Genomic DNA, 22366 nt, shown 5'->3' with positions numbered 1-22366 from the left:
ATAGATTTACCGCAAAAATCCGAACTAGTTTGCTCCGTCTTTTGTTTGAACTTGGGCTGCTTCAGGAGTCCTTAAAGTTTTATCAATTGTGCTTTTAATATACGGCGAAAGCACCAGCAGTAGCAGCCCTATTATTATCTTAGAATAAAAGTTGAATGACTTAAGTTCATCTATATCCTTTCTAGCAGACTTTATTTGCTCAGAAAGTTGATAAGCAGTTGTAAAATCACCAGATATCTGGTTTATTAACTTCGATGGAATATTATAGTGCCCCTTCTTATATTCTGTTCTTGTTGAGGGTCTATCAAGATCAGCTATCCATAGGGGGAATATGTCCTCGCCTCGACGAAGATGTATTCGAATAGGGCCGGCGTTGAAAACGGCGAATATCAGCTTTCCTTTGTAGCCGGGGTCGACGTGGAAGCCCGAAATATTCACCAACCCATTGAATTTTACGGAAGCTCTTATGGAGATGAAGCCTATTTTATCGAACGGTATTATAATTTCTTCTTCGGTCAATAAGAATGCAAATTGTCCAGGATCTATAGAAAAACTTTCATTATCACTAAGTTTTTTAACATTGTTCTTAGAATCTGGCGAAGAAACATAAATCTCCTCCCCAATTGAAAGGAGATAGTTCGAGTCGTCTATGCGCTTCTTCTTGAACGGACGGACTGGGGATGTTGTTACATCGAGATCGTTCCAGGTCTTGTCACTCCAGAACGCCATAAGCGCTAATCCTCGATGTAAAAAGCGCGCTCTCGCAGTTGCGATCTGCGGTCCTTTATTGATTTCTGCAAGTCAAACTGAAGATCTAAAGCCATAGAACCTATGCAAACGATAATGTCGCGATTGGCAGCACGCGCCATCTCAACAAATTCTTCAATATGATCGATCTTCTCGCACGCGTCGGCAAACCGTCCAGCAGCGTCGGCAAACGTGTAAAAGGCTTCTTTCGTCGCTAGCGACTTGTAAGGGAACGTCAACCTTGAAAGATCCTGATGCAACGTATTGGCAGCGCTGAGGGCAACCAAAAAGGCATCGGTCAGAGTTGGTTGAACGTCAACGGCTTCGCTGCTTCGCGCCAATCGACCCAAATACTTGCAAAAATGCAAACCGTAGTGCTTTAGCCGCTCGACTTTGTGCAGGCTGTGAATGTCGGCATGGTTTCTGCAGTCGTGTTTGTGCTGCTCCTTTTGCAGGCGCAACAAATCGTCCGGAGATAGATATAGCGTCTCGTTACGAATGGGTCTTAGCCGGATCACCGGAAATGCTCCCCTATGCCGTTCGCTATCAAGCACGGCTGCGTCACGAGACGGACGCTACCCAGGAAGCGCCCAAGTCGCAGGTGTGGCATCTGCACGAAGATAGAGCGGATGCTTTGGCGAGCCGTCATTATTGAGACCAAGAGCACGGACGTCGGCACTGCACGCTCTGAGCCTCTCTCGGATGGATAAAACTCGCTTCACCGCCACTGGCCAGACCGGCTTTGGCGGCCGAATCACCCCCCAAGCGCAAACTAAAAACCCTCCCTGTTGAATCATTTCTCCGATCGCTTGGTCAATGTATGCGTCGTTCTCCGGCCCGACAGGATCGGAGGTTATCCAAAGCTCGTTCGGCTTGGTGGCGACCCTTGCCCAAGGGTTAACCAAAACCAGCCGGTCGCACCCCCACTTACGCGCGAAGCCCATAGCGCGACGAAGGGTTGGATCATCCGCGACGGCATCAGCCGTGCTGGGGTTATGTAGGATGAAGGTCACGGGGGGGCCGCCGCCGCCGATATGGCGATCGAGGCGATAGCGGTAACGTCCACACTGAGAAAAAACAGCGCCCATCATCCTCTCTTCCTAGCGCCGCCTGAGACGGCTTCGAAGACATGGGTCCCGCACGGCGACCGAGTGCGGGAGAACAGTCGTCGCGGTCGAAGACGTTTGTCACTCCCGGGTTTATCCGGGGAATCCAGGCTGGTCATCTGGCACGCGTCAACCGAACCCTGGATGCCACGGAAAAGCCGAAGCATGATGCGCCCGGGTTTGCGCGCATCACCCTGTCAAAGCTGACGCGCAGGGTCAGCCCTTGGTCGAGAGCGCGCGCTCGTGGCGGGGGCGTTCGATGCGGTAGGCGTCTTCGAGCACCGGAGGACGCGCGCATTCGGCGGGGATGCGGACGGCGTAGGTGCGCTTGACCCAGCGGCAGGCGGCATAGCCGTAGCCGCTCTCGCCCGCGTAGCAGATCTGTTCCTTGTATTTGGTCTCGACGACCTCGGGCCGCCCGCAGCGGTCGTCGACGCCGCCGTAGCGATAGGCTCCGGAGGAGTAGGCGGCGTCGGCCGCGCGCACGCCGTTGGTCGCTATGATCTGAAGCACGATCGCGAACATCAGACGGCCGGCCAGTCGGGTCATCGGCATCGGGCGGCTCCGGTCGGAGAAACTGTCGCCCCTGTCGTGACTCAGTCGGCGTTAAGACTGCGTTTCTTCAAGTATTACTCCGGGGTTAAACAGCCCCTTCGGATCGAGCGCTTTCTTAACCATACGCATCAGATCGAGTTCGACGTCGGTTTTTACTTCGCGGAGCAGGTTTCGCTTCAGCCGACCGACGCCGTGCTCGGCCGCGACCGAGCCGTGGTGGGCGTGGACGACCGCGTGGGCCACGCGGTTCATTGCGTCCCAGCCGGCGAGGAACGTCGCCTTGTCGGCGCCCACAGGCTGGCTGACGTTGAAGTGGATGTTGCCGTCGCCGAGATGGCCGAAGGCCACCACGCGGGCGCCCGGCGCATGGGCCTCGACCGCGGCCGTCGCCTCCTCGATGAAGACCGCGACGGAGCCGAGCGGAACCGAGACGTCGTGCTTGATCGAGCCGCCCTCGTGGCCCTGCACCTCGGACAGCCCCATGCGGATGCGCCAGAAGGCGGCCGCCTGGTCGCCGGAGGCGGCGATGGTCGCGTCCTGCAGGATATCCTTCGAGAAGCCCTCCTCCAGGATCGCCTCCATGGTGGCGGCGAGGCCCACCGACAGAGGCGACGACAGCTCCAGCAGCAGGTTCCAGGGGTGCGGCTCGGCGAGCGGGTCGCGCGCGCCGTCGAGGTGCTTCAGCGCGAACTCGATCCCGATGCGCGGGATGATCTCGCAGCCGGTGAGCGCGGGGCCGGCGTGGGCGCGGGCGATGCGAAACAGCTCCAGCGCCGCATGGGGGGAGGCGAGGCCGACGAAGGCGGTCGCGGTCTCGCGCGGCGCCGGGAACAGCTTCAGCACCACGGCCGTCACGATCCCGAGCGAGCCCTCCGAGCCGATGAACAGGTGCTTGAGGTCGTAGCCGGTGTTGTCCTTGCGCAGGCGGCGGAGGCCGTTCCAGATCCGTCCGTCCGGCAACACCGCCTCGACGCCGAGCACGAGGTCGCGGGTGTTGCCGTAGGCGAGCACGGCCGTGCCGCCGGCGTTGGTCGCGACGTTGCCGCCGACCGTGCAGGTTCCCTCGGACCCGAGGCTCAGCGGAAACAGCCGCCCGACCTCGGCCGCGGCGTCCTGGGCGCGGGCGAGCGTGACGCCGGCCTCCACCACCATCAGGTCGCCCTCGGCGTCGACCTCGCGGATGCGGTCGAGCTTGGCGGTGGAGAGCAGGATCGCCTCGCCGCTTCCGTCCGGCGTCTGGCCGCCGACGAGGCCGGTGTTGCCGCCCTGGGGGACCACCACCGTGCCCGTCTCATGCGCCAGCCGCACGATGGCCGCGACCTCCTCGGTCGAGCGCGGCGTGAGGACGAGCGCCGCCTTGCCGCGGTAGAGCCCGCGCGGCTCCGAGAGCTTGGGTTTTGCGGCGTCGGCGTCCAGCACGTCGCGGGCTGAGACCAGGGCTGCGAAGCGGGCGGCGAGCTCGGGCGACATGGGAAGCCTCCGTGGATCGAGCGTCATGTGGCACGGATCGCGGGAGGGTTGAAGGCCTAGGCGGCCGTCAGGGCCACCCGCTGCGTCGCTCCGGGCCGCGTCCCGGAGCCCCTAAGCCCGCGGCGATCCCGCCGCTCAGCGCGGGGCCGCGGCGCGCTCCAGGCGGTCGCGGATGGCCTCGCCGAGGCCGTCGCTCGGGATCGGCGCGACCGCGATCGCCGCGGGGCCGGCGGCGTCGAGCCGGCGGAGCGCCGCGAACAGGTTGGCGGCGGCTTCCCGCAGGTCGCCGGTCGGGCTGAGGTTTTCGACCGCGGTCGCGCTCTCCGCGCCGGGAACGAGCGGGCCGAAGGCGAGCAGCGCCTCGCCGGGGCGGACTTCGGTCGCGTCCAGCCGGACGGGGGCTGCGGGGGCGTAGTGCGACAGCAGGCGGCCGGGCGCGAGCGGTCGCGCGGCGTCGTCGGCGACGTCGCCGTCGAGCGGGCGGCCAAGGACGCGTTCGAGCTCGGCGCGGGAGACGCCGCCGGGGCGGAGCATGCGGACCTCGGCCCCGAAGCACGCGACGATGGTGGATTCAACGCCGACGTGCGTTGCGCCGCCGTCGAGCACGGCGTCGATGCGGCCCGCGAGGTCGTCGAACACGTGGGCGGCCGTCGTGGGGCTGACGCGGCCCGAGCGGTTGGCGGAGGGCGCCGCGATCGGCCGGCCGGCGGCGGCGAGCACCGCGCGCGCCAGCGGATGCGCCGGCACCCGAAGCGCGAGCGTGGCGAGGCCGGCGCGGGCGAGATCGGACACCGGGCAATCCTCGGTGACGGGCACGACCAGCGTCAGCGGGCCCGGCCAGAACGCCTCGGCCAGCACGCGGGCGTGGGCGTCGAAGCGGCCGAGCCGCATCGCGTCCGGCGCGCTCGGGACGTGCGAGATCAGCGGATTGAACGCGGGGCGGCCCTTGGCGGCGTAGAGGTCGGCGACCGCGCCGGCGTCGGTCGCGTCGGCCCCGAGGCCGTAGACGGTCTCGGTCGGGAAGGCGACGAGGCGGCCCGCGGCGAGCAGCGCGCCGGCGGTCGCGGCGTCGGCCGGCGCAAGCCGCGCCGTGCGACGAAAGCCTGACTGCGCCTCCGCGCTTGCCTCTTTATCCGTCGTCATCGCGCCCTAAGCTCGCCCGCACGGCCCCGAGCCGCCGCCCGGCATTGCCCCAAGGCCCTCGGCGCCGTCAAGAGCGCCTTGGCTTTCGAGGCTTCAGGAGAGTTCAGCCCATGGCCTACCGCGCCCCCGTCGCCGACATCCTGTTCGCGCTCGACGCCGCAGGCTTCGCCGCGGCGCGGGAGGACGGGGTGTACGGCGACCTCGACGCGGAGACCGTCGCCGCCGTGATCGGCCAGGCCGGCGCCTTCGCGGCCGAGGTGCTGGAGCCGCTGGCGAAGGCCGGAGACCGCCAGGGCGCGCGCTTCGCCGACGGCAAGGTCACGACGCCGCCGGGCTGGGCCGACGCCTACCGCCGCTGGCGCGAGGCCGGCTGGAACGGGACGCTCGCCTCCGAGGACCACGGCGGCCAGGGGTTGCCGCTCTCGGTCTGGGCGGCGCTGACCGAGCTTTGGCACGAGGGCTCCATCGCCTTCGGCCTCGGGCCGATGCTGACGCAAGGCGCGCTCGAGGCGCTGGAGGCCCACGCTTCGGAGGAGCTGAAGGCGACCTACCTCGCCAAGCTCGTCTCCGGCGAGTGGATGGCCACCATGAACCTGACCGAGCCGCAGGCGGGCTCCGACCTCGCGCTGTTGCGCTCCCGGGCCGAGCGTGCGGACGACGGGACCTACCGGCTGTTCGGCCAGAAGATCTACATCACCTACGGCGAGCACGACTGGGCGGAGAACATCGTCCATCTGGTGCTGGCGCGGCTGCCCGACGCGCCGGCCGGCACCCGCGGCATCTCGCTGTTCCTGGTCCCGAAGATCCTGCCGTCCGGCGAGCGCAACGACGTCGCCTGCGTCGGGATCGAGGAGAAGCTCGGCATCCACGCCAGCCCCACCTGCACCATGGCCTATGGCGACGCGGGCGGCGCGGTGGGCTGGCTGGTGGGCGAGGAGCACCGTGGCCTCGCCTGCATGTTTACGATGATGAACAACGCCCGCCTCGGCGTCGGCCTGCAGGGCGTGGCGGCGGCGGAGGGCGCGACGCAAGGCGCGCAGGCCTTCGCGCAGGAGCGCCGGCAGGGGCGGGCGGAGGGACACGACGGCGCGGCGCCGATCGCGGCCCACCCCGACGTCCGCCGCATGCTGCTCACCATGCGGGCGCTGACCGCCGCGGCGCGCGCGATCTGCTTCCGCGCGGCGGTCGAGCTCGACCGGGGGCGGCTCAACGACGACGCGGCGGCGGAGCGCCGCGGCAGCCTGCTGATCCCGATCGCCAAGGCTTTCGGCACCGACGTCGGCTGCGAGGTCGCCTCGCTCGGGATCCAGGTCCACGGCGGCATGGGCTACGTCGAGGAGACCGGCGCCGCGCGCTACCTGCGCGACGCGCGCATCACACCGATCTACGAGGGCACCAACGGCATCCAGGCGATCGACCTCGTCGCCCGCAAGCTGCCGCTCGGCGGCGGCGAGACCGTGCGGAGCGTGATCCTGTCGCTGCGCGACACCGTGCGGCGCGTCGCCGAGGCCAACGATCCGGGCTTCGGGGCGACCGCCGCGCGGCTCGCCGAGGCGGTCGACGCGCTGGAGCACGCGACGCTGTGGCTCACCGGCGCGGCCCGCACGCAAGCCGAGACGCTCGCCGGCGCGACGCCCTACCTCCGCCTGTTCGCGCTCGCCGCCGGCGGCGCAGGCCTCGCGGAGGAGGCGCTGGCGGGGCTGCGCGCCGAGGACCGGGCGACGGGCCGCGTCGCGCTCGCCCGCTTCTTCGCCGAGAACCTCGCGGTCGCGGCCTCGGGGCTGGCGCGCACCGTGACCGAGGGCGCCGGCGCGCTCGAGGGCGAAGCTGTGGACGCAGCCCTCGGCGCCTGATCGCGGGTTGGCGGCTGGCGTACCAGCGCCATATCGTGCAGACGCCTGCGGCGCCGCGCCGCGGGCGAGCCTCACGTCAACGCCGGAGCCGCGATGTCCACGCTCTATGTTTCGCACCCGGCCTTCGCCGATCATCTGACGCCGCCTGGCCATCCCGAGCGGCCTGAGCGCATGCGCGCGGTGGAGCAGGCGCTGGAGGCCGAAACGTTCCAGGCGCTCGCCCGCGTCGAGGCCCCGCTCGCCGAGGCCGCGGTCGCGACGCTCGCCCACCCCGAAGCCTTCGTCGAGGCGCTCGACCGCGTCCGCCCGCGCGAGGGTTCGGTCCGGATCGACGGCGACACGGTGATGAGCGTCGGCACCTGGGAGGCGCTGCTGCGCGGGCTGGGCGGCGTGACGCACGCGGTCGACGAAGTGATGGCGGGCCGCGCCCAGAACGCGTTCTGCGGCATCCGCCCGCCCGGCCACCACGCCGAGCAGACCACCGCCATGGGCTTCTGCTTCTTCAACTTCGTCGTCTGCGCGGCGCGCCATGCCCAGAAGGCCTACGGCGCCCAGAAGGTCGCGATCGTCGACTTCGACGTCCATCACGGCAACGGCACCCAGGCGATCGTCTGGGACGACCCCAGCATCATGTACGCCTCGACCCACCAGATGCCGCTGTTTCCGGGCACCGGCGCGCGGTCGGAGACCGGCGTCGGCAACATCGTCAACTGCCCGATGCGCGCCGGCGACGGCGGCGACCGCTTCCGCGAGGCCTTCGACGACGCCATCCTGCCGTCGCTGAAGACCTTCTCGCCGGATCTGATCGTCATCTCGGCCGGCTTCGACGCCCACAAGCGCGACCCGCTCGGCGGGCTGTGGCTGGTGGAGGACGACTACAGCTGGATGACGAAGCGGCTGATGGACGTCGCCGACGAGCACGCGGGCGGCCGCGTGGTCTCGGTGCTGGAGGGCGGCTACGACCTGCAGGGGCTCGGCCAGTCCACCGCGGCGCACGTCCGCGCCTTGATGCGCGGCTGATCCGCGCCTAAACCACCCCCTCTCGACGAGAGGAGCCGCGCCGTGCCCGACATCGCCCCCCAAACGTCCGACCCGCAGGCGGCCGACCCTGACGTCGCCGCCCTGACCTTCGAGGCCGCGCTTGGCGAACTCGAGGGCATCGTCTCGAGGCTGGAGCAGGGGCGGGCGTCGCTCGAGGAATCGATCGAGATCTACCGCCGCGGCGAGGCGTTGAAGAAGCGCTGCGACGAGCTGCTGGCCAAGGCCGAGGCCCGGGTCGAGATCATCTCGGTCGGCGCCGACGGAGCGGCCAAGGGTCTCTCGCCGCTCGACCCGGGATAACGTGGGGGCAAACGCGCGGGTCGTAGGCAACTGAGTCAGGCTCGCTCCGTCGCCTGGGACGCCCTCCCCGGTGTTCAGGACCGTTCAGGATGTCGCGGACGACTCCTCAGGGGGCGTCGCGGATGCCCCAGACGACCCCTCATCCGGCGCTCCGCGCCACCTTCTCCCGCAAGCAGGGCAGGGAAGCGGCGCGACGCTGGCGAAGCCTCGCGGAGCATGCTACCGCGGCTTGGCCGCTGATCGTCCAGTCCCTCCCGCCGGCGGAGCGTTTGTCATGCTCATCGTCTACGTCGCCCGCGACGGCGCGTTGCAGCGCGTCGATCCGTCTCCCGGCGAGGCGCTGCCCAGCGATCTGGTGTGGATCGACCTGATCTCGCCCACCCCCGACGAGGATAAGCTGGTCGAGGCGACCATCGGGGCCGGCGTGCCGACCCGCGAGGAGATGGTGGAGATCGAGCCGTCCAGCCGGCTCTACGTGGAGAACGGCGCGCGCTACATGACGGCGTCCGTGCTCTGCCACGTCGACACGCGGATGCCGTTGCTCTCCGCCGTCAGCTTTATCCTGACGCCGAAGGCGCTCGTGACGGTGCGCTACGAAGACCCCAAGCCGTTCTCGCTGTTCGCCGCCCGCGCCTGCAAGGCGAACGGCGTGCAGCCGATCCGGTCGCCGGAGGGCGTCCTGCTCGGCCTGTTCGACGCGGTCATCGACCGCGTCGCGGACATCCTCGAGCGGGTCGGGGCCGACGTCGACGAGCTGTCGCACCTGATCTTCGAGCGCGCCGGCGCCCAGGCTTACCGCAAGCCGTACCAGGAGCTTCTGAAGCTGATCGGCCGCAAGGGCGACCTGCTGTCGAAGTCGCGCGAGAGCCTCGTCACGCTCCAGCGCGTGGTGCTCTACCTCTCGGCCGAGATCGAGGGCGTGAAGCCTTCGAAGGAGACCAAGGCCCAGCTCCGCCCCATGCAGCGGGACGTGGCCTCGCTCATCGAGCACGCCGGCTTTCTCGCCAACAAGGTCACCTTCCTGCTCGACGCCATGCTCGGCATGGTCAGCCTCGCCCAGAACGACATCGTGAAGCTGTTCTCGGTCATGGCGGTGGTTTTCCTGCCGCCGACGCTGGTGGCGTCGATCTACGGCATGAACTTCGAGGCGATGCCGGAGCTGCAATGGCGCCTCGGCTATCCCATGGCGCTCGGCCTGATGCTGGTCAGCGCGATCGTGCCTTACATCGTCTTCAAGTGGCGGCGCTGGCTTTAGAGCCTTACCCGTTCAGATCGATCACGCTGTCATGCCCGCGCTTATCGAGCGGGCATCCACGACTTGGGCTGAGCTCGACGTCCTCGATCCGGCGAGGCGTCGAGCGGCCGGCGCCGGGCGCCGCGCCGCGGGACCACGCGGGCGACTGACGCCGCGTCCGAGCCCTGTCGACCGCCACATTTCCCATGCGACCGTGGTGGAGTTTCATCACTTATTATCCCAGCGGGTGTTTAGTCGGCTGCTAACAACAGATCTTGCACCGGCTTTCGCAGAATGCCCTGGCTCTCCGCAGCTTCGATCGGTCTGGCGCTCCCGGGGGCGGCGACGCTTCTGCTTACGTGCTGCCTGACCGGGGCGCTTGCGATCGTCTTGCTGGCTCGCATGGACGAGGCCTCCGACGAGGGGCGGATTTGGCGCGCCGGGCTCGCCGGCGGGCCGCTCGGAATGTCGGCGTGGGTCGGCCATGCGCTGGCTCTGCTCATGCTCGGCGGCGTCGAGGGCGCGGCCTACGATCTGCGCATCCTCGGCGCGTCGCTGGTGATCGCGCTCGTCGTCGCCGTGACCGCCGTCTATGTCACGGGCGCCGCCTTCAACAGCGGCGCCGTGGCGAAGGCGGCGCTCGGCGGCGCGCTCCTGGGTTCGGCCGCGGCGCTGGCCGGCTTCCTCGGCGTCACCGCGCTGCGCGCGCCGGGACGCGCGTCGCTCGACATGACCGCGTTCTTCCTGGCGACGGTCGTCGTCGGCGGCGGCGCCGCCGGCGCCTTCGCCCTCGCGGGGAAACTCAGGACCATCGCCGGATACGCGCTCGCAGCCGCGTTGCTCGGGATTGCGCTGTTCGCGTTTCACGCCGTCGCGACCTTCTCCGCCGTGGTCAGCCCGAACCCCCGTCTCCTGACTTTTCCCCACGCGATCAACGGCATGCAGCTGGCGTTCGCCGCCGCCGCCGTCAGCGTGGTTTCGCTCGTCGCCGCCTTCGCCGGCGCCATGGCGGAGGGAAGCTTCGGCGGCGCCGGCCGCAGCCAGCAGAACGCCCGCGATCGCGCCTTCGCCGACCTGACCAACGAAGGCCTGGTGATCTGCGAGGAGCAGCGCATCGTCGACGTCAACCTCGCGGCCGCCCGTCTGATCGGGCTCGACCCCGCGGTGCTGCGCGGCCGCGCGCTCCGCGATTTCCTCGCGGCGCCGGATCCCGATCGTCTGCTGTCGGCGAGCTTCGCCAAGCCGCAGGAGGCGGTGCTGAAGGCCACCGGCCGCGCGACCGTGCCGGTCGAGATCGCGAGCCGCGACATGACGCTCGAGGGCCGGCTTCGCCGCGTCTACACGCTGCGCGACCTCTCCGAGCAGCGCCGCAACGAGCACCGGATCCGCCATCTCGCCTACCACGACCCGCTGACCGGCCTCGCCAACCGCGCGGCCTTCAACGAAGCGCTGGCCGCCGCCTTGAAGCGGGGAGGGGAGGTCGCTCTGTTCTGCGTCGACCTCGACAAGTTCAAGGAGGTCAACGACGTCTTCGGCCACGCGGCGGGCGACGACCTGCTGCGGACGGCGGCGCGCCGGATCGTTTCGGCCGCCCCGGGAGCGATGACCTTCCGCTTGGGCGGCGACGAGTTCGTGGTGATCGGCACCGGCCCCGACGCCGGCGACGTGGACAAGCTCGCGGCGAGGCTGGCCGAGCGGCTCAACACCGAAACCGTGATCGCCGGCAAGACCATCCGCTGCGGCGCGAGCGTCGGCTATGCGGTCCATCCGCGCCACGGCTCCACCACGGACATGCTGTTCGCCAACGCCGACAGCGCGCTCTACCGGGCGAAGGCGGAGGGACGGGGCCTAGCGCGCGGCTTCGAGCCCGAGATGGACCTCGCCCTGCGCGAGCGCCGCGCCCTGCAGCAGGACCTCGCCACCGCGATCTCCCGCAACGAGATGTTCCTGCACTGGATGCCGCAGGCGAACACGCAGACCGGCGAGATCGTCGGCTTCGAGGCGCTGCTGCGCTGGAAGCATCCCACGCGCGGCGTGGTGTCGCCCGCCGTGTTCATTCCCGTCGCCGAGGGGACCGCCGCGATCGTGCCGATCGGCGAGTGGGTGCTGCGCCGAGCCTGCCAGGACGCGGCCGGCTGGATCAAGCCCGGCAAGGTCGCGGTGAACCTCTCGCCGGTGCAGTTCCAGCATGGCGACATCGTCGAGCTGGTGCACGGCATCCTGGTCGAGACCGGGCTGCCGGCGCCGCGCCTCGAGCTCGAGATCACCGAAGGCGTGCTGCTCGACAACCTCTCCAGCGCGCTCCACACGCTGCGGCGGCTCAAGGCGCTCGGCGTCCAGATCGCCATGGACGACTTCGGCACCGGCTACTCGTCGCTGTCGTACCTGCAGTCGTTCCCGTTCGACCGCATCAAGATCGACGCCTCGTTCATCCGCCAGCTCTCCACCAGCCCGCAGGCCAAGGCCATCGTGCGGGCGGTCGTGGCGCTCGGTGAAAGCCTGAACATGCCGATCACCGCGGAGGGCGTCGAGACGCTCGAGCAGCGCGCCTTCCTCGCCGAGCTGAACTGCGAGGAGATCCAGGGATATCTCGTGGGGCGGCCGAGCCCGGTGGTGTCGTTCGACGGCTCCATGACGCGGGCGCGGGCTTTCGCGAGCCGGTGAGCCCGAACGGCCGCGGCCAGCCGCTCAGACGTGCTGGCCGCCGTTGATGTGGATCTCGGCGCCCGTCACGTAGGACGAGTTCTCGGTGCAGAGGAAGTAGATCGTCTTGGCCACCTCGTCCGGCGTGCCGAGCCGGCGGAGCGGGATCTGCGCCACGATCCTGTCGGTGCCGGGCGAGAGGATCGCCGTGTCGATCTCGCCCGGGGCGATGGCGTTGACGCGGACGCCGAGCGGGCCGAAGTCGGCGGCCATCTCACGGGTGAGCGAGGCGAGCGCCGCCTTCGAGGTAGCGTAGGCCGCGCCCGCGAAGGGGTGCACCCGGCCGCCGGCGATCGAGGTGACGTTGACGATCGAGCCCTTGGCCGCCGTAAGCTCGGCGGAGAGACCGCGCGCCAGCATGATCGGCGCGAAGAAGTTCACCTGGAACACGGTCTTCCAGTCGTCGAGCGCGGTCTCGAGCCCGTTCAGGCGACCGCCGCCGGGGGCCTTCGGCGAGATGCCGGCGTTGTTGACCAGCGCGTGGATCAGGCCGCCGTCGAGCCGGCTCTTGATCTCGTCGATCGCGCGCACCGTGTCGTCCACGTCGGACAGGTCGACCTGGACATGGTCCTCGGGCCCCGCGCCCCAGGGGCACTCCTCGGGAAAGTGGTGCCGGGAGCAGGTGATGACGCGCCAGCCGACGGCGGAGAACCGCTTGACCGTGGCGTGGCCGATGCCGCGGCTGGCGCCGGTGAGCAGCAGCGTCTTGCGCGGCTCGTTGGAGCCCGACGCCCGCGGGCGCTGCGCGGGGGAGGCGGCCGGCGTCGCGGCGTGCGTCGCCGTGGGCGCGGCGGCGATCGGGGACGGGTCGCCTGGGCGCGCGCCGGTCATCGGGCAGACGCCGGGCGCCGCTTGCGGCTTCGGATCGGTCGGGCTCATCGCTGATCCTGGGCGGGAGGTCACGGATAGAGGCGGGTGCGGGTCCAGGAGCCGTCCGGCTGCGCCGCGAAGGTCGCGCGGTCATGCAGGCGGAACGGCATATCCTGCCAGAACTCGATCGAGATGGGGACGATGCGGAAGCCCGTCCAGTGCGGCGGGCGCGGCGGCTCTTCGCCCTCGAACCGAGTCTCGAAGGCGGCGACCGCGTCTTCGAGCTCCCGGCGGGAGCCGAGCGGCGTCGACTGGCGCGAGGCCCAGGCGCCGATCCGGCTCAGCCGCGGCCGGGTCGCGAAGTAGGCGTCGGCCTCGGCCTCGGTCACCCGCTCGACCGGGCCGCGGATGCGAATCTGCCGCCGCAGCGACTTCCAGTGGAACACCGCCGCCGCCTTCGGCTGGGCCGTCAGCTCGCGGCCCTTGGCGCTGCCGAGGTTGGTGTAGAACGCGAAGCCGCGCCGATCGAGGCCGTTCAGCAACACCACCCGCACGTCCGGCAGGCCGTCCGCGTCCACGGTCGCGAGCGCCATGGCGTTGGGATCGTTGACCTCCGCGGCGACGGCCTCCGCCATCCACGCGTCGAACGCCTGGAAAGGATCGTCTGTGGCGTGGAAGTCACTCGACATTAACCGCTCCTGCCGTTCAGTTCGTACCGTGATCACGGAGTTTACGAGTGCGGATGCGTAGCCTGTATCAGCGTTTGTCCGACAGCGAACGGTCTACACGAGCCGCCGGCCCGTCGCGAGCGGCGCTCCGCCGCGGGGGCGGCGTGGGCGCGGCGTTCGGCCTCGCCCTGCTCATGGGCGGCTGCAGCGTATCCTATCCGCTGTTCGGCTCGGACGCGGACGAGCTGAAGACCGGCAGCATCCGCCGCCCCGCCGCCGAGCGGCAGGCGGACGACTTCAAGTACGAAGGCGAGGCGAAGAGCGCCGTGACCTCGGCCCCGCTCGCGCCGCCGCCGGGCGTCGCCTCGGCCGCGCCGTCGGAGGCGCCGAAGCCTGCGGCCTATGCGCCCGCCGCCGCCGTCGAGCCCGCCGCGACCCCGCCAGGACTGACCGCCTCGGACTGGGGCTACGCCCGCGGCGCGCTCGGCCTCGCCATGACGGCCGACGCCGTCAACGCCTCCGTGCCCTGGGCCAACCCCGACAGCGGCTCCTACGGCTCCTTTGTCGCCGCGGCCGCCGTCAGCAACGCCAACGGCGCCACCTGTCGGCCCTTCGTCGCGAGCCACAGCGCGAGCGGCCGCGAGCAGCGGCTCGAAGGCACGGCCTGCCGGACCGCCGCCGGCTACTGGGAGGCGGTGGCGATCCGCACCACGGCGAGCCGTTCGCTCTGAACGCGCTCGCGGATTGTTGCATTCCAGTCACAGCCGCTCCACATTGACGACGACACGCGTCGCGCCTCTCCGCGGCGGCGCGCCCAACATCAACGACGGTGACGAACGACCCGATGCGCGATCCCTATGACGTGCTCGGCGTGACGCGCTCGGCGACGTCCGCCGACATCAAGAAAGCCTTCCGCAAGCTCGCCAAGACGTGGCATCCGGACCAGCGGCCCGACGATCCCAAGGCGAAGGAGCGTTTCGCCGAGATCAGCTCGGCCTACGAGCTGCTGTCCGACGAGAACAAGCGCGGCCAGTTCGACCGCGGCGAGATCGACGCCGAGGGCAAGCCGCGGTTCCGCGGGTTCGAGGGCGCCTCCGCGCGCCCCGGCGCTGGCCCCCGCAGCGCCCATTTCGAGTTCGACGCGGGCGGCTCGCCGTTCGGCGGCGCGCGCCGGGGCTTCGGCGGCGGCGCGGGCGGCGAGGACATCTTCGAGGACATTCTCGGCGCCTTCGGCGGTCGCCGGCCGCGCGCGGGATTCGGCGGCGAGCCGCCGCGCGGCGAGGACGTGACGGCGGAGATCGTTGTGCCGTTCCGCGAGTGGGCGCGGGGCGCCAAACGCCGGGTGAGGCTGCCGACGGGCAAGGAGCTCGAGGTCTCGGTTCCGGCGGGCATCGAGGACGGCAAGTCGATCCGCCTCAAGGGCCAGGGACAGGCGAGCGGGCTCGGCGGCGCGCCGGGCGACGCGCTGGTGCGGGTGCGCGTCGCGCCCGACCCGCAGTTCCGCGCCGAGGGCCGCGACGTGCGCGTCGAGGTCCCGGTCGCGCTCTACGAGGCGGTGCTGGGCGCCAAGGTGCGCGTGCCGACGCTCGACGGCGTGGTGGAGCTCAAGGTCCCGGCCGGCTCCGACGGCGGCCGCACGCTGCGCCTGCGCGGCAAGGGCATCGGCGCCGACGGCTCGGCCGGAGACCTGCTGGTGGAGCTGCGCATCGCGCTGCCGCCGGGCGGCGACCCGAAGCTCGAAGAGCTTGCCAAGCGCCTGCGCGACGAGGCGCCCTACGATCCGCGCGGCTGAGGCGCGCCGAAGGCGAGCGGCGGCTCCAAGGCCGCCGCAAGCCGTCCTACAGTCCAAGCTCCGTCAGCCCGGGGAAGTCGTCCGGGCGGGGGCCCTTGGGCCACAGGAACTTGCGCTGGTTTTCCTTGATCACGACGTCGTTGATGCTCGCCTCGCGGCGGCGCATGAGGCCGCGCTCGTCGAACTCCCACTGCTCGTTGCCGTAGGAGCGGAACCAGTCGCCGGCGGCGTCGTGCCACTCGTACTGGAAACGGACGGCGATTCGGTTGTCGTGAAAGGCCCACAGCTCCTTGATCAGGCGGTAGTCCAGCTCCTTCGCCCACTTGCGCGTCAGGAACGCGACGATGGCGGGGCGGCCTGTGAAGAAGTCCGAGCGGTTCCGCCAGGAGCTGTCCTCGGTGTAGGCGAGCGACACCTTTTCGGGATCGTGCGTGTTCCAGGCGTCCTCCGCCTTGCGGGCCTTGAGGGTTGCGGTTTCGAAGGTGAACGGCGGCAACGGCGGACGCGTGTCGCTCATAGGATCTCCCCGGCGCTTCGGTGCGTGCGGGGTGCAGCGCACCATGCGGCCGGACGTCCGTCAACGCGCCTGGGGCGGCGCGAGCGGGCGCGAAATGAAACGCGCTGTGATGAACGGGCGACCGCTGCGGCTTGAAGGCCTTGAGGCCCTATGCCATAGCGGGCGAATTCCGCGATAACGCGCGCTGTGAGGGTGTTTTCATGACCGATGTCCAAGGCTTGATGGCCGGCAAGCGAGGCCTCGTGATGGGCGTCGCGAACAACCGATCCATCGCCTGGGGGATCGCCAAGGCCGCGGCGAAGGCCGGGGCGAAGCTCGCCTTCACCTACCAGGGCGACGCGCTGAAGAAGCGCGTGGAGCCGCTGGCGGCGGAACTGGACGCGCATGTCGTCGGCCACTGCGACGTGACCGACCCCGCGAGCATCGACGCCGTGTTCGAGAAGACCGGCGAGCTGATGGGCGGGCTCGACTTCGTGGTCCACGCCATCGCCTTCTCGGACAAGGACCAGCTCGACGGCCGCTACGTCGAGACCACCGCCGAGAACTTCCACAAGACCATGTTCATCTCCTGCTATTCGCTCACCGCCGTCGCGCAGCGGGCGGAGAAGCTGATGGGGAACGGCGGCTCGATCCTGACGCTGACCTACTACGGCGCCGAGAAGTGGATGCCGCACTACAACGTCATGGGCGTCGCGAAGGCCGCGCTGGAGGCCTCCGTGCGCTACCTCGCGGCCGACCTCGGCCCGGGCGGCATCCGCGTCAACGCGATCTCCGCCGGCCCGATCAAGACGCTGGCCGCGTCCGGCATCGGCGACTTCCGCTACATCCTGAAGTGGAACGAGTACAACGCGCCGCTGCGTCGCACCGTCTCCATCGAGGAGGTGGGCGACTCGGCGCTCTACCTGCTGTCCGACATGGGCCGCGGCGTGACCGGCGAAGTGCACCACGTCGACGCGGGCTACCACATCGTCGGCATGAAGAACCCAGACGCGCCGGACATGTCGGTCGCGGGGTGACGGCTCCGCTCGTCGTCGTCCGCCACGGCGAGACCGACTGGAACGCCGAGGGCCGGCTGCAGGGCCAGACCGACATTCCGCTGAACGGCCGCGGCCGCGACCAGGCGGACGCCGTCGGCCGCACGCTGAAGGCGGCGCTCGGCGACGCCGCGGGCTACCGCTTCGTCGCGAGCCCGCTGTCGCGCGCCTCCGAGACCATGCGGCGCCTGCGGGCCGTTCTCGGGCTCGACCCCGACGCCTTCGACCGCGATCCACGCCTGAAGGAGCTCTCGTTCGGGACATGGGAGGGCGCGACCTTCCGCGAGCTCAAGCGACGCGACCCGGCGAGCGTCGCCCGCCGCACGAAGGCCATCTGGGACTTCCGCCCGCCCGAGGGCGAGAGCTACGCGGACCTGTCGCTGCGGGTCGGTGAAGCCGTCGACGGGCTCGACGGGCCGACCGTGCTCGTCGCCCACGGCGGCGTCTCGCGCGTGCTGCTGGCGCTGAGGGGCGGCGTCGACCGCGCGGCCGTGCCCGACATGGCGATCGTGCAGGGCCGCGCGATCGTGTTCGACGACGCCGGCTGGCGCTGGACGTCGTAAGGCGCGTCGGGGCGCGGCGTCATGCCGGGCGAAGCCGGGTATCCACGACTTGGCAGTCAAGCGCTTGCGCACAAGTCGTGGATACCTGGGCTAAGTCGCGGGCATGACGGGTGATCGATCCTGAGCGGATCGGGCTTTGCGCGGCGGGGCAGCGACCATGCCGGCCTCGGCGCACCGTCAATGAGCCTGCCCCCGCCGCTTCGACATTGAACGCGGGCGACTAACGGCCTTGCGCTATCCGGACTAAATCCGGATCTACGATCTTTTTCGAACTCTCCAAGTATTTCTCATAGGTGATCCTGCCGTCGCGGTAGGCCTTTATGAAGCGTTCGCAGAAGACATCAGGCGAGCGATCGGGGGGCAAACTCACCAAAAGGTTGATGGATTGATGGAGCTGCGGGTTGCGGCGTACCTTGGCGGCGCAATCGGCCGTGACATGTCGCACGGCCGCAGGACTCCCGATCAAGACCTCGCGTCCCGCTGCGAACGTTTTAGGATCGACGGTCGTTGCGCATCCCCCCAACAACAGGACGCAAGCGGCGATGCCCGCCGCTTCAACAAGCTTCATGCGCTCTTCCCCCAATTTCTCAGCGTGCGATGAATCAGACGACCTAGTCTCGATTGCACAGTAAAACTTCGCAATTGCCCAGAGCGTTGGTGAGCCTGCTTTTGGACGTTTCGCAAGCGCGGTTTGCTCTTCATGCGCCCCAAAGCGCTGAAGCGCCTAGCGCGCCGACCTGAGCCCCGCTGGTTCTCGCTCCATCCGCACCCCAGAACGACCAACGCCGACGGGCGGGGCCCGTCGGCGTTCGAAAGAGCGGAAGGTCCGGCCGGGACGCTGACGTCCCGGCCGGACGGAGCCGATCAGGCCGCGGCGGCGGCGGACTTGGCGGTCGGGACTTCCGAGATCGTCTTCAGCACCTGCGAAGCGATCTGGTAGGGGTCGCCCTGCGAGTTCGGGCGACGATCCTCGAGGTAGCCCTTGTAGTCGTTCTTGACGAAGGAGTGCGGCACGCGGATCGACGCGCCGCGGTCGGCCACGCCGTAGCTGAACTTGTTCCACGGCGCGGTCTCGTGCTTGCCCGTGAGACGCTTGTCGTTGTCCGGGCCGTAGACGGCGATGTGGTCCATCAGGTTCTTGTCGAAGGCCGCCATCAGCGCTTCGAAGTAGTCCTTGCCGCCGACCGTGCGCAGGTACTCGGTCGAGAAGTTGCAGTGCATGCCCGAGCCGTTCCAGTCGGTGTCGCCGAGCGGCTTGCAGTGATACTCGATGTCGATCTCATAGGTCTCGCAGAGGCGCTGCAGCAGGTAGCGCGCCATCCACATCTCGTCGGCGGCCTTCTTGGAGCCCTTGCCGAAGATCTGGAACTCCCACTGGCCCTTCGCGACTTCCGCGTTGATGCCCTCGTGGTTGATGCCGGCCTCGAGGCAGAGGTCGAGGTGCTCCTCGACGATCTTGCGGGCGAGCGGGCCGACGTTCGAGGAGCCGACGCCGCAGTAGTACGGACCCTGCGGGGCGGGGTAGCCCTGCTCGGGGAAGCCGAGCGGGCGGCCGTCCTGGTAGAAGAAGTACTCCTGCTCGAAGCCGAACCAGGCGCCGTCGTCGTCGAGGATGGTGGCGCGCTTGTTGGTCGAGTGCGGGGTGACGCCGTCCGGCATCATGACTTCGCAGAGCACCAGCACGCCGTTGGTGCGGGCCGGGTCGACGAAGTGCCGGATCGGCTTCAGCACGCAGTCGGACGAGTGCCCCTCGGCCTGCAGCGTGGACGAGCCGTCGAAGCCCCAAAGCGGCAGCTGCTCGAGAGTCGGGAAGGAGTCGAACTCCTTGATCTGGGTCTTGCCGCGGAGGTTCGGCACCGGGGTGTAGCCGTCGAGCCAGATGTACTCGAGCTTAAACTTCGTCATTTCGAGCCTCTCAGAAAGCGTATGACGCGAGGGGTCCAGAATCTCGGCGCGGCCGGTCGCCCGCCGACGCAGACGTCGACGACCGCACTCTGCAAAAGCATTAAACATGCCAGTTAACGAGGCGGGGTCTCGGGGCGGGCTGGGCGTCCCGGGCTTCCGCGCCATCTCAGCTTGCGCAAGGCGCGCCGCGCGCAGCCGACGGGCGATGGCGTCCCCGGCGAAGCGCTTCTGGAATCAAGGCCTTGGCGGATGGTGCGGGGCGACGGCGGGCCGCGCCCCTGTCAGGACGGCTTCGCCGGAGCGTGCGGCGGGCGCGGCTGTCAACCCCTCCGGTCCGCATGGCGCGCGCCTGCCTAATGTGCGTGCGTGCGGAGTGGGCGAGCCGCGGCAAAAAGCGCGGCTGAAGCGTGCATGCTGATAGTTTAGCCAATTTCTGCTTTTTTACTAGGCAAACCGATCAAAAACTACTCAGTCTTCCCATATTGAAAGACGAAGCGAGCCGCGCGGCTCGCGCAGAGGACGAAAGGGTTTTCTCAATGACACCGGCTCACCACCCGCAGCCGACCGCCAAGATCTACGCGTTCCCCCAGAGCCACATGGCGTCCGCGGACGCGCGCCGGAAGGCGCAGTTCGCCGCCGAGATGCGTCTCGCCGCGCAGGCTCCCGTCGTGCAGACCGGGGCCTGGTACCACGACGAAGCGGTTCAGGACGCCCAGAAGGGACGGAAGAGTTGATCTCCGACGGATACGATGCTTCCAGCGTCGATCCGCACCTCACGAATTGCGATTGAAAGGGCCGGCGCTTCAGCGTTCCGGCCCTTTTTCATGGCCGCCGTCAGGATCCGTCGCGATCAGCGGCGCGTGAACGTCGCCACCGCCTCCACGTGCGCGGAATGCCTGAACTGGTCGACCGGCGTGACGCGCTCCAGCGCGTAGCCGCCGCGCGTCAGGATGGCCGCGTCGCGGGCGAGCGTCGCCACGCTGCACGACACCGCGATCACCTTCTGAACCTTCGACTCCGCCAGCATCCGCGCCTGGGCCTCGGCGCCCGCCCGCGGCGGATCGAACGCGACGGCGTCGAAGCGGGCGAGCTCCGCCGCCAGCAAGGGGCGCCGGAACAGGTCGCGCGCCTCGGTCGTCAGACGCTTCAGGCCTGAGGCGCGGCGCGCCGCAGCCTCCAGCGCGGCGATCGCCTCTCGGCCGCTTTCGACGGCGTGAACCTCGGCCGCCTCGGCGAGCCTGAGCGCGAAGGTGCCGACGCCCGAGAACAGGTCGGCCACCCGCTTCGCCTTGCCGACGGCGTCCGTCACCAGGGCGGCGAGAATGGCTTCGCCCTCCGCGGTCGCCTGCAGGAAGGCGCCGGGCGGCGGTGCCACCAGCGCGCGGCCCATCGCGATCTCCGGCCGCCGGCGCTCGACGACGACGTCGCCGTGGATCGCGAGCCGCGCCAGATCGAGGCTTTCGGCCAGCGCGACGAGCTTGAGACGCAGCGCCTCGGGCGGCGGACCGGAGCCGCGGACGTCGACGTCGAGCCCGCCGCTCGTGCCCGTGGTGACGATGTCGAGCGGCTTCTTGCGGGAGGACAGCGCGGCCGCGACCGCGCGGGCGACGGGCAGCGCGCGGGCGAGCGAGGGCGCGAGCAGCGGGCAGGCGGCGATCGGCGTGATCGCGTGGCTGCGCGCCTCCGCGAAGCCCACATGAATGCGGCCCGTGGCGTCGGCCCGGGCGTGGAAGGTGGCGCGCCGCCGCCCGGCGCCGTGGGCGTCCAGCGTCGGCGCCACCCGCTCCGCCACGTCGAGCCCCTCGCGCAGGAACGCGTCGATCAGCAGCCCGCGCTTCCAGGCGAGCGCCGCGGGCTGGGCGAACTCCTGGATCGCGCAGCCGCCGCAGCGGGGAACCTCGGGGCAGTAGGCTTCGACGCGGTCGGGGGAGGCCTCGATCACACGCAGCAGGCGGCCGCGTTCGCCTCGCCGCTCGACCTCGACGGTTTCGCCGCCGAGCGCGCGGCCGACGAACACCGCGCCCTCGGGCGTCTCGGCCACGCCGTCGCCGCGGTGGCCGAGGCGGGCGACGGCGAGGGTCTGGACCCGGGCGGGCTCGCTCATGGTCGGCTTCCCCCCGCGCCGGGATCGCGGCCCGCCGCCAGCAGATACTCCACATTGCCGTCGCCGCCGGCGATCGGGGAGGGGACGACGCCGCGCACGTTTAGCCCCAGCCCGCGGACCAGAGCCTCAGCGGCCTCGACCACGCGCCGGCGCGCCGCCTCGTCCTTCACCACGCCGCCCTTGCCGATGTCCTTCTTCCCCGCCTCGAACTGCGGCTTCACCAGCGCGACCAGCGTCACCGCCGGGGCCGCGAGCGCGAGCGCCGCCGGCAGGACGACCGCTAGCGGCGCGAAGCTCACGTCCATGACGACGAGCTGGGGCGGCTGGGGCAGGGCGCCCGCGTCGAGCGCGCGGATGTCGAGGCTTTCGAAGCTCGTCAGCCGCGGATGGCCCCGCAGGCGGGGATGCAGCTGGTCCCGCCCGACGTCGACGGCGGTGACGTGCGCCGCGCCGCGGGCGAGCAGCACCTCGGAGAACCCGCCGGTGGAGGCGCCGACGTCCAGCGCGTGCAGGCCGTCCACGTCGAGCGCGAAGACATCGAGCGCATGGGCGAGCTTCACGCCGCCGCGCGAGACGTAGGGGTGGGCGGGCTCCGCCGCGATCGCAGCGTCAGGGGCCAGCATGTCCGAGGCGCGCGCGACGGCGACGCCGTCCGCCACGACGCCGCCGGCCGCGATCGCGGCCTGCGCCTTCGCGCGGCTTTCGAACAGGCCGCGCTCGACCAGAAGCAGGTCGGCGCGGCGGCGGGGAGAGGCGGAGGGCGAAGGGGGCATCGGCGCAGTCTTTAGCAAAGCCGCGCCCACACGACACGTGAGTTTAAC

The 22366-nt window shown here is 69.4% G+C and carries 23 protein-coding genes; 10 read left to right on the top strand and 13 right to left on the bottom strand.

The window, feature by feature from the left end; genetic code table 11:
- Window positions 1–24: 24 nt before the first annotated feature.
- From JOD31_RS12465 to JOD31_RS12440, 6 genes are all read right to left on the bottom strand, one after another.
- Window positions 25–729, bottom strand: a complete 705-nt coding sequence (locus tag JOD31_RS12465; protein ID WP_204950677.1) for a dCTP deaminase domain-containing protein — start codon at window positions 727–729, stop codon at window positions 25–27.
- A 5-nt stretch (window positions 730–734) separates the two neighbouring features.
- On the bottom strand, window positions 735–1301 hold the full coding sequence (locus JOD31_RS12460) for a hypothetical protein (protein ID WP_204950676.1): 567 nt from the start codon (window positions 1299–1301) through the stop codon (window positions 735–737).
- 21 nt (window positions 1302–1322) lie between these two features.
- Window positions 1323–1835, bottom strand: a complete 513-nt coding sequence (locus JOD31_RS19825; protein ID WP_204950675.1) for a DUF1643 domain-containing protein — start codon at window positions 1833–1835, stop codon at window positions 1323–1325.
- Between the two features lie 234 nt (window positions 1836–2069).
- Window positions 2070–2408 (bottom strand): hypothetical protein, encoded by a 339-nt coding sequence (locus JOD31_RS12450; RefSeq protein ID WP_204950674.1) that lies wholly within the window; start codon window positions 2406–2408, stop codon window positions 2070–2072.
- 51 nt (window positions 2409–2459) lie between these two features.
- Window positions 2460–3878 carry an FAD-binding oxidoreductase gene (locus JOD31_RS12445; protein WP_204950673.1) on the bottom strand — a complete coding sequence of 473 codons (1419 nt, stop codon included), beginning with the start codon at window positions 3876–3878 and terminating at the stop codon, window positions 2460–2462.
- A 135-nt stretch (window positions 3879–4013) separates the two neighbouring features.
- Window positions 4014–5021, bottom strand: coding sequence for an L-threonylcarbamoyladenylate synthase (locus tag JOD31_RS12440; protein ID WP_204950672.1), 1008 nt, complete (start codon window positions 5019–5021; stop codon window positions 4014–4016).
- 110 nt (window positions 5022–5131) lie between these two features.
- On the opposite strand from JOD31_RS12440, the gene JOD31_RS12435 reads away from it, so the two are divergent.
- The 5 genes from JOD31_RS12435 (at window position 5132) to JOD31_RS12415 (ending at window position 12113) form a co-directional block, all read left to right on the top strand.
- Window positions 5132–6874, top strand: coding sequence for an acyl-CoA dehydrogenase family protein (locus JOD31_RS12435; RefSeq protein ID WP_204950671.1), 1743 nt, complete (start codon window positions 5132–5134; stop codon window positions 6872–6874).
- Window positions 6875–6967: 93 nt separating this feature from the next.
- A complete protein-coding gene (locus tag JOD31_RS12430; RefSeq protein ID WP_204950670.1) occupies window positions 6968–7894 on the top strand; it encodes a histone deacetylase family protein in 927 nt (308 codons plus the stop codon).
- Between the two features lie 42 nt (window positions 7895–7936).
- Complete coding sequence (locus JOD31_RS12425) at window positions 7937–8215, top strand: exodeoxyribonuclease VII small subunit (protein WP_204950669.1); 279 nt, start codon at window positions 7937–7939, stop codon at window positions 8213–8215.
- A 274-nt stretch (window positions 8216–8489) separates the two neighbouring features.
- Complete coding sequence (locus tag JOD31_RS12420; protein WP_204950668.1) at window positions 8490–9470, top strand: magnesium transporter CorA family protein; 981 nt, start codon at window positions 8490–8492, stop codon at window positions 9468–9470.
- Between the two features lie 273 nt (window positions 9471–9743).
- The gene (locus JOD31_RS12415; RefSeq protein WP_204950667.1) at window positions 9744–12113 is read left to right on the top strand and encodes a putative bifunctional diguanylate cyclase/phosphodiesterase; all 2370 of its coding nucleotides are present in this window, start codon (window positions 9744–9746) and stop codon (window positions 12111–12113) included.
- A 24-nt stretch (window positions 12114–12137) separates the two neighbouring features.
- Here the strand turns inward: JOD31_RS12415 and JOD31_RS12410 are convergent, their stop codons facing one another.
- Both JOD31_RS12410 and pdxH read right to left on the bottom strand, forming a co-directional pair.
- On the bottom strand, window positions 12138–13031 hold the full coding sequence (locus JOD31_RS12410) for an SDR family NAD(P)-dependent oxidoreductase (protein WP_246482488.1): 894 nt from the start codon (window positions 13029–13031) through the stop codon (window positions 12138–12140).
- Window positions 13032–13051: 20 nt separating this feature from the next.
- Window positions 13052–13684 (bottom strand): pyridoxamine 5'-phosphate oxidase, encoded by a 633-nt coding sequence (pdxH, locus tag JOD31_RS12405; RefSeq protein ID WP_271206196.1) that lies wholly within the window; start codon window positions 13682–13684, stop codon window positions 13052–13054.
- Between the two features lie 110 nt (window positions 13685–13794).
- Here pdxH and JOD31_RS12400 point away from each other — a divergent pair, with 110 nt between their 5' ends.
- Both JOD31_RS12400 and JOD31_RS12395 read left to right on the top strand, forming a co-directional pair.
- Window positions 13795–14361, top strand: a complete 567-nt coding sequence (locus JOD31_RS12400; protein WP_271206180.1) for an RT0821/Lpp0805 family surface protein — start codon at window positions 13795–13797, stop codon at window positions 14359–14361.
- Between the two features lie 113 nt (window positions 14362–14474).
- A complete protein-coding gene (locus JOD31_RS12395) occupies window positions 14475–15422 on the top strand; it encodes a DnaJ C-terminal domain-containing protein (protein WP_204950665.1) in 948 nt (315 codons plus the stop codon).
- A gap of 46 nt (window positions 15423–15468) precedes the next feature.
- Here the strand turns inward: JOD31_RS12395 and JOD31_RS12390 are convergent, their stop codons facing one another.
- Window positions 15469–15939: a nuclear transport factor 2 family protein gene (locus JOD31_RS12390; RefSeq protein WP_204950664.1), complete on the bottom strand. Its 471-nt coding sequence runs from the start codon at window positions 15937–15939 to the stop codon at window positions 15469–15471.
- 200 nt (window positions 15940–16139) lie between these two features.
- Between JOD31_RS12390 and fabI the strand changes: the two genes are divergently transcribed.
- Both fabI and JOD31_RS12380 read left to right on the top strand, forming a co-directional pair.
- Complete coding sequence (gene fabI / locus JOD31_RS12385) at window positions 16140–16955, top strand: enoyl-ACP reductase FabI (RefSeq protein WP_020186062.1); 816 nt, start codon at window positions 16140–16142, stop codon at window positions 16953–16955.
- On the top strand, window positions 16952–17536 hold the full coding sequence (locus JOD31_RS12380; protein ID WP_204950663.1) for a histidine phosphatase family protein: 585 nt from the start codon (window positions 16952–16954) through the stop codon (window positions 17534–17536). The genes fabI and JOD31_RS12380 overlap by 4 nt, the downstream gene beginning before the upstream one ends.
- Window positions 17537–17756: 220 nt before the next feature.
- On the opposite strand, the gene JOD31_RS12375 is transcribed toward JOD31_RS12380, so the two are convergent.
- Both JOD31_RS12375 and JOD31_RS12370 read right to left on the bottom strand, forming a co-directional pair.
- A complete protein-coding gene (locus tag JOD31_RS12375; protein ID WP_204950662.1) occupies window positions 17757–18104 on the bottom strand; it encodes a hypothetical protein in 348 nt (115 codons plus the stop codon).
- A 296-nt stretch (window positions 18105–18400) separates the two neighbouring features.
- Window positions 18401–19441, bottom strand: a complete 1041-nt coding sequence (locus JOD31_RS12370) for a glutamine synthetase beta-grasp domain-containing protein (protein WP_204950661.1) — start codon at window positions 19439–19441, stop codon at window positions 18401–18403.
- Between the two features lie 536 nt (window positions 19442–19977).
- Between JOD31_RS12370 and JOD31_RS12365 the strand changes: the two genes are divergently transcribed.
- Window positions 19978–20175, top strand: a complete 198-nt coding sequence (locus JOD31_RS12365; RefSeq protein WP_204950660.1) for a DUF2735 domain-containing protein — start codon at window positions 19978–19980, stop codon at window positions 20173–20175.
- 116 nt (window positions 20176–20291) lie between these two features.
- Here JOD31_RS12365 and JOD31_RS12360 read toward each other — a convergent pair whose 3' ends face one another.
- Both JOD31_RS12360 and JOD31_RS12355 read right to left on the bottom strand, forming a co-directional pair.
- Complete coding sequence (locus tag JOD31_RS12360) at window positions 20292–21545, bottom strand: class I SAM-dependent RNA methyltransferase (RefSeq protein WP_204950659.1); 1254 nt, start codon at window positions 21543–21545, stop codon at window positions 20292–20294.
- Window positions 21542–22318 (bottom strand): TlyA family RNA methyltransferase, encoded by a 777-nt coding sequence (locus tag JOD31_RS12355; RefSeq protein ID WP_204950658.1) that lies wholly within the window; start codon window positions 22316–22318, stop codon window positions 21542–21544. The genes JOD31_RS12360 and JOD31_RS12355 overlap by 4 nt, the downstream gene beginning before the upstream one ends.
- Window positions 22319–22366: the final 48 nt, after the last annotated feature.

The organism is Methylopila capsulata (assembly GCF_016907975.1).
GTDB lineage: Bacteria > Pseudomonadota > Alphaproteobacteria > Rhizobiales > Methylopilaceae > Methylopila > Methylopila capsulata.
Note: the sequence above shows the minus strand (reverse complement) of the source record. Positions and strands in the feature narration are given on the sequence as shown.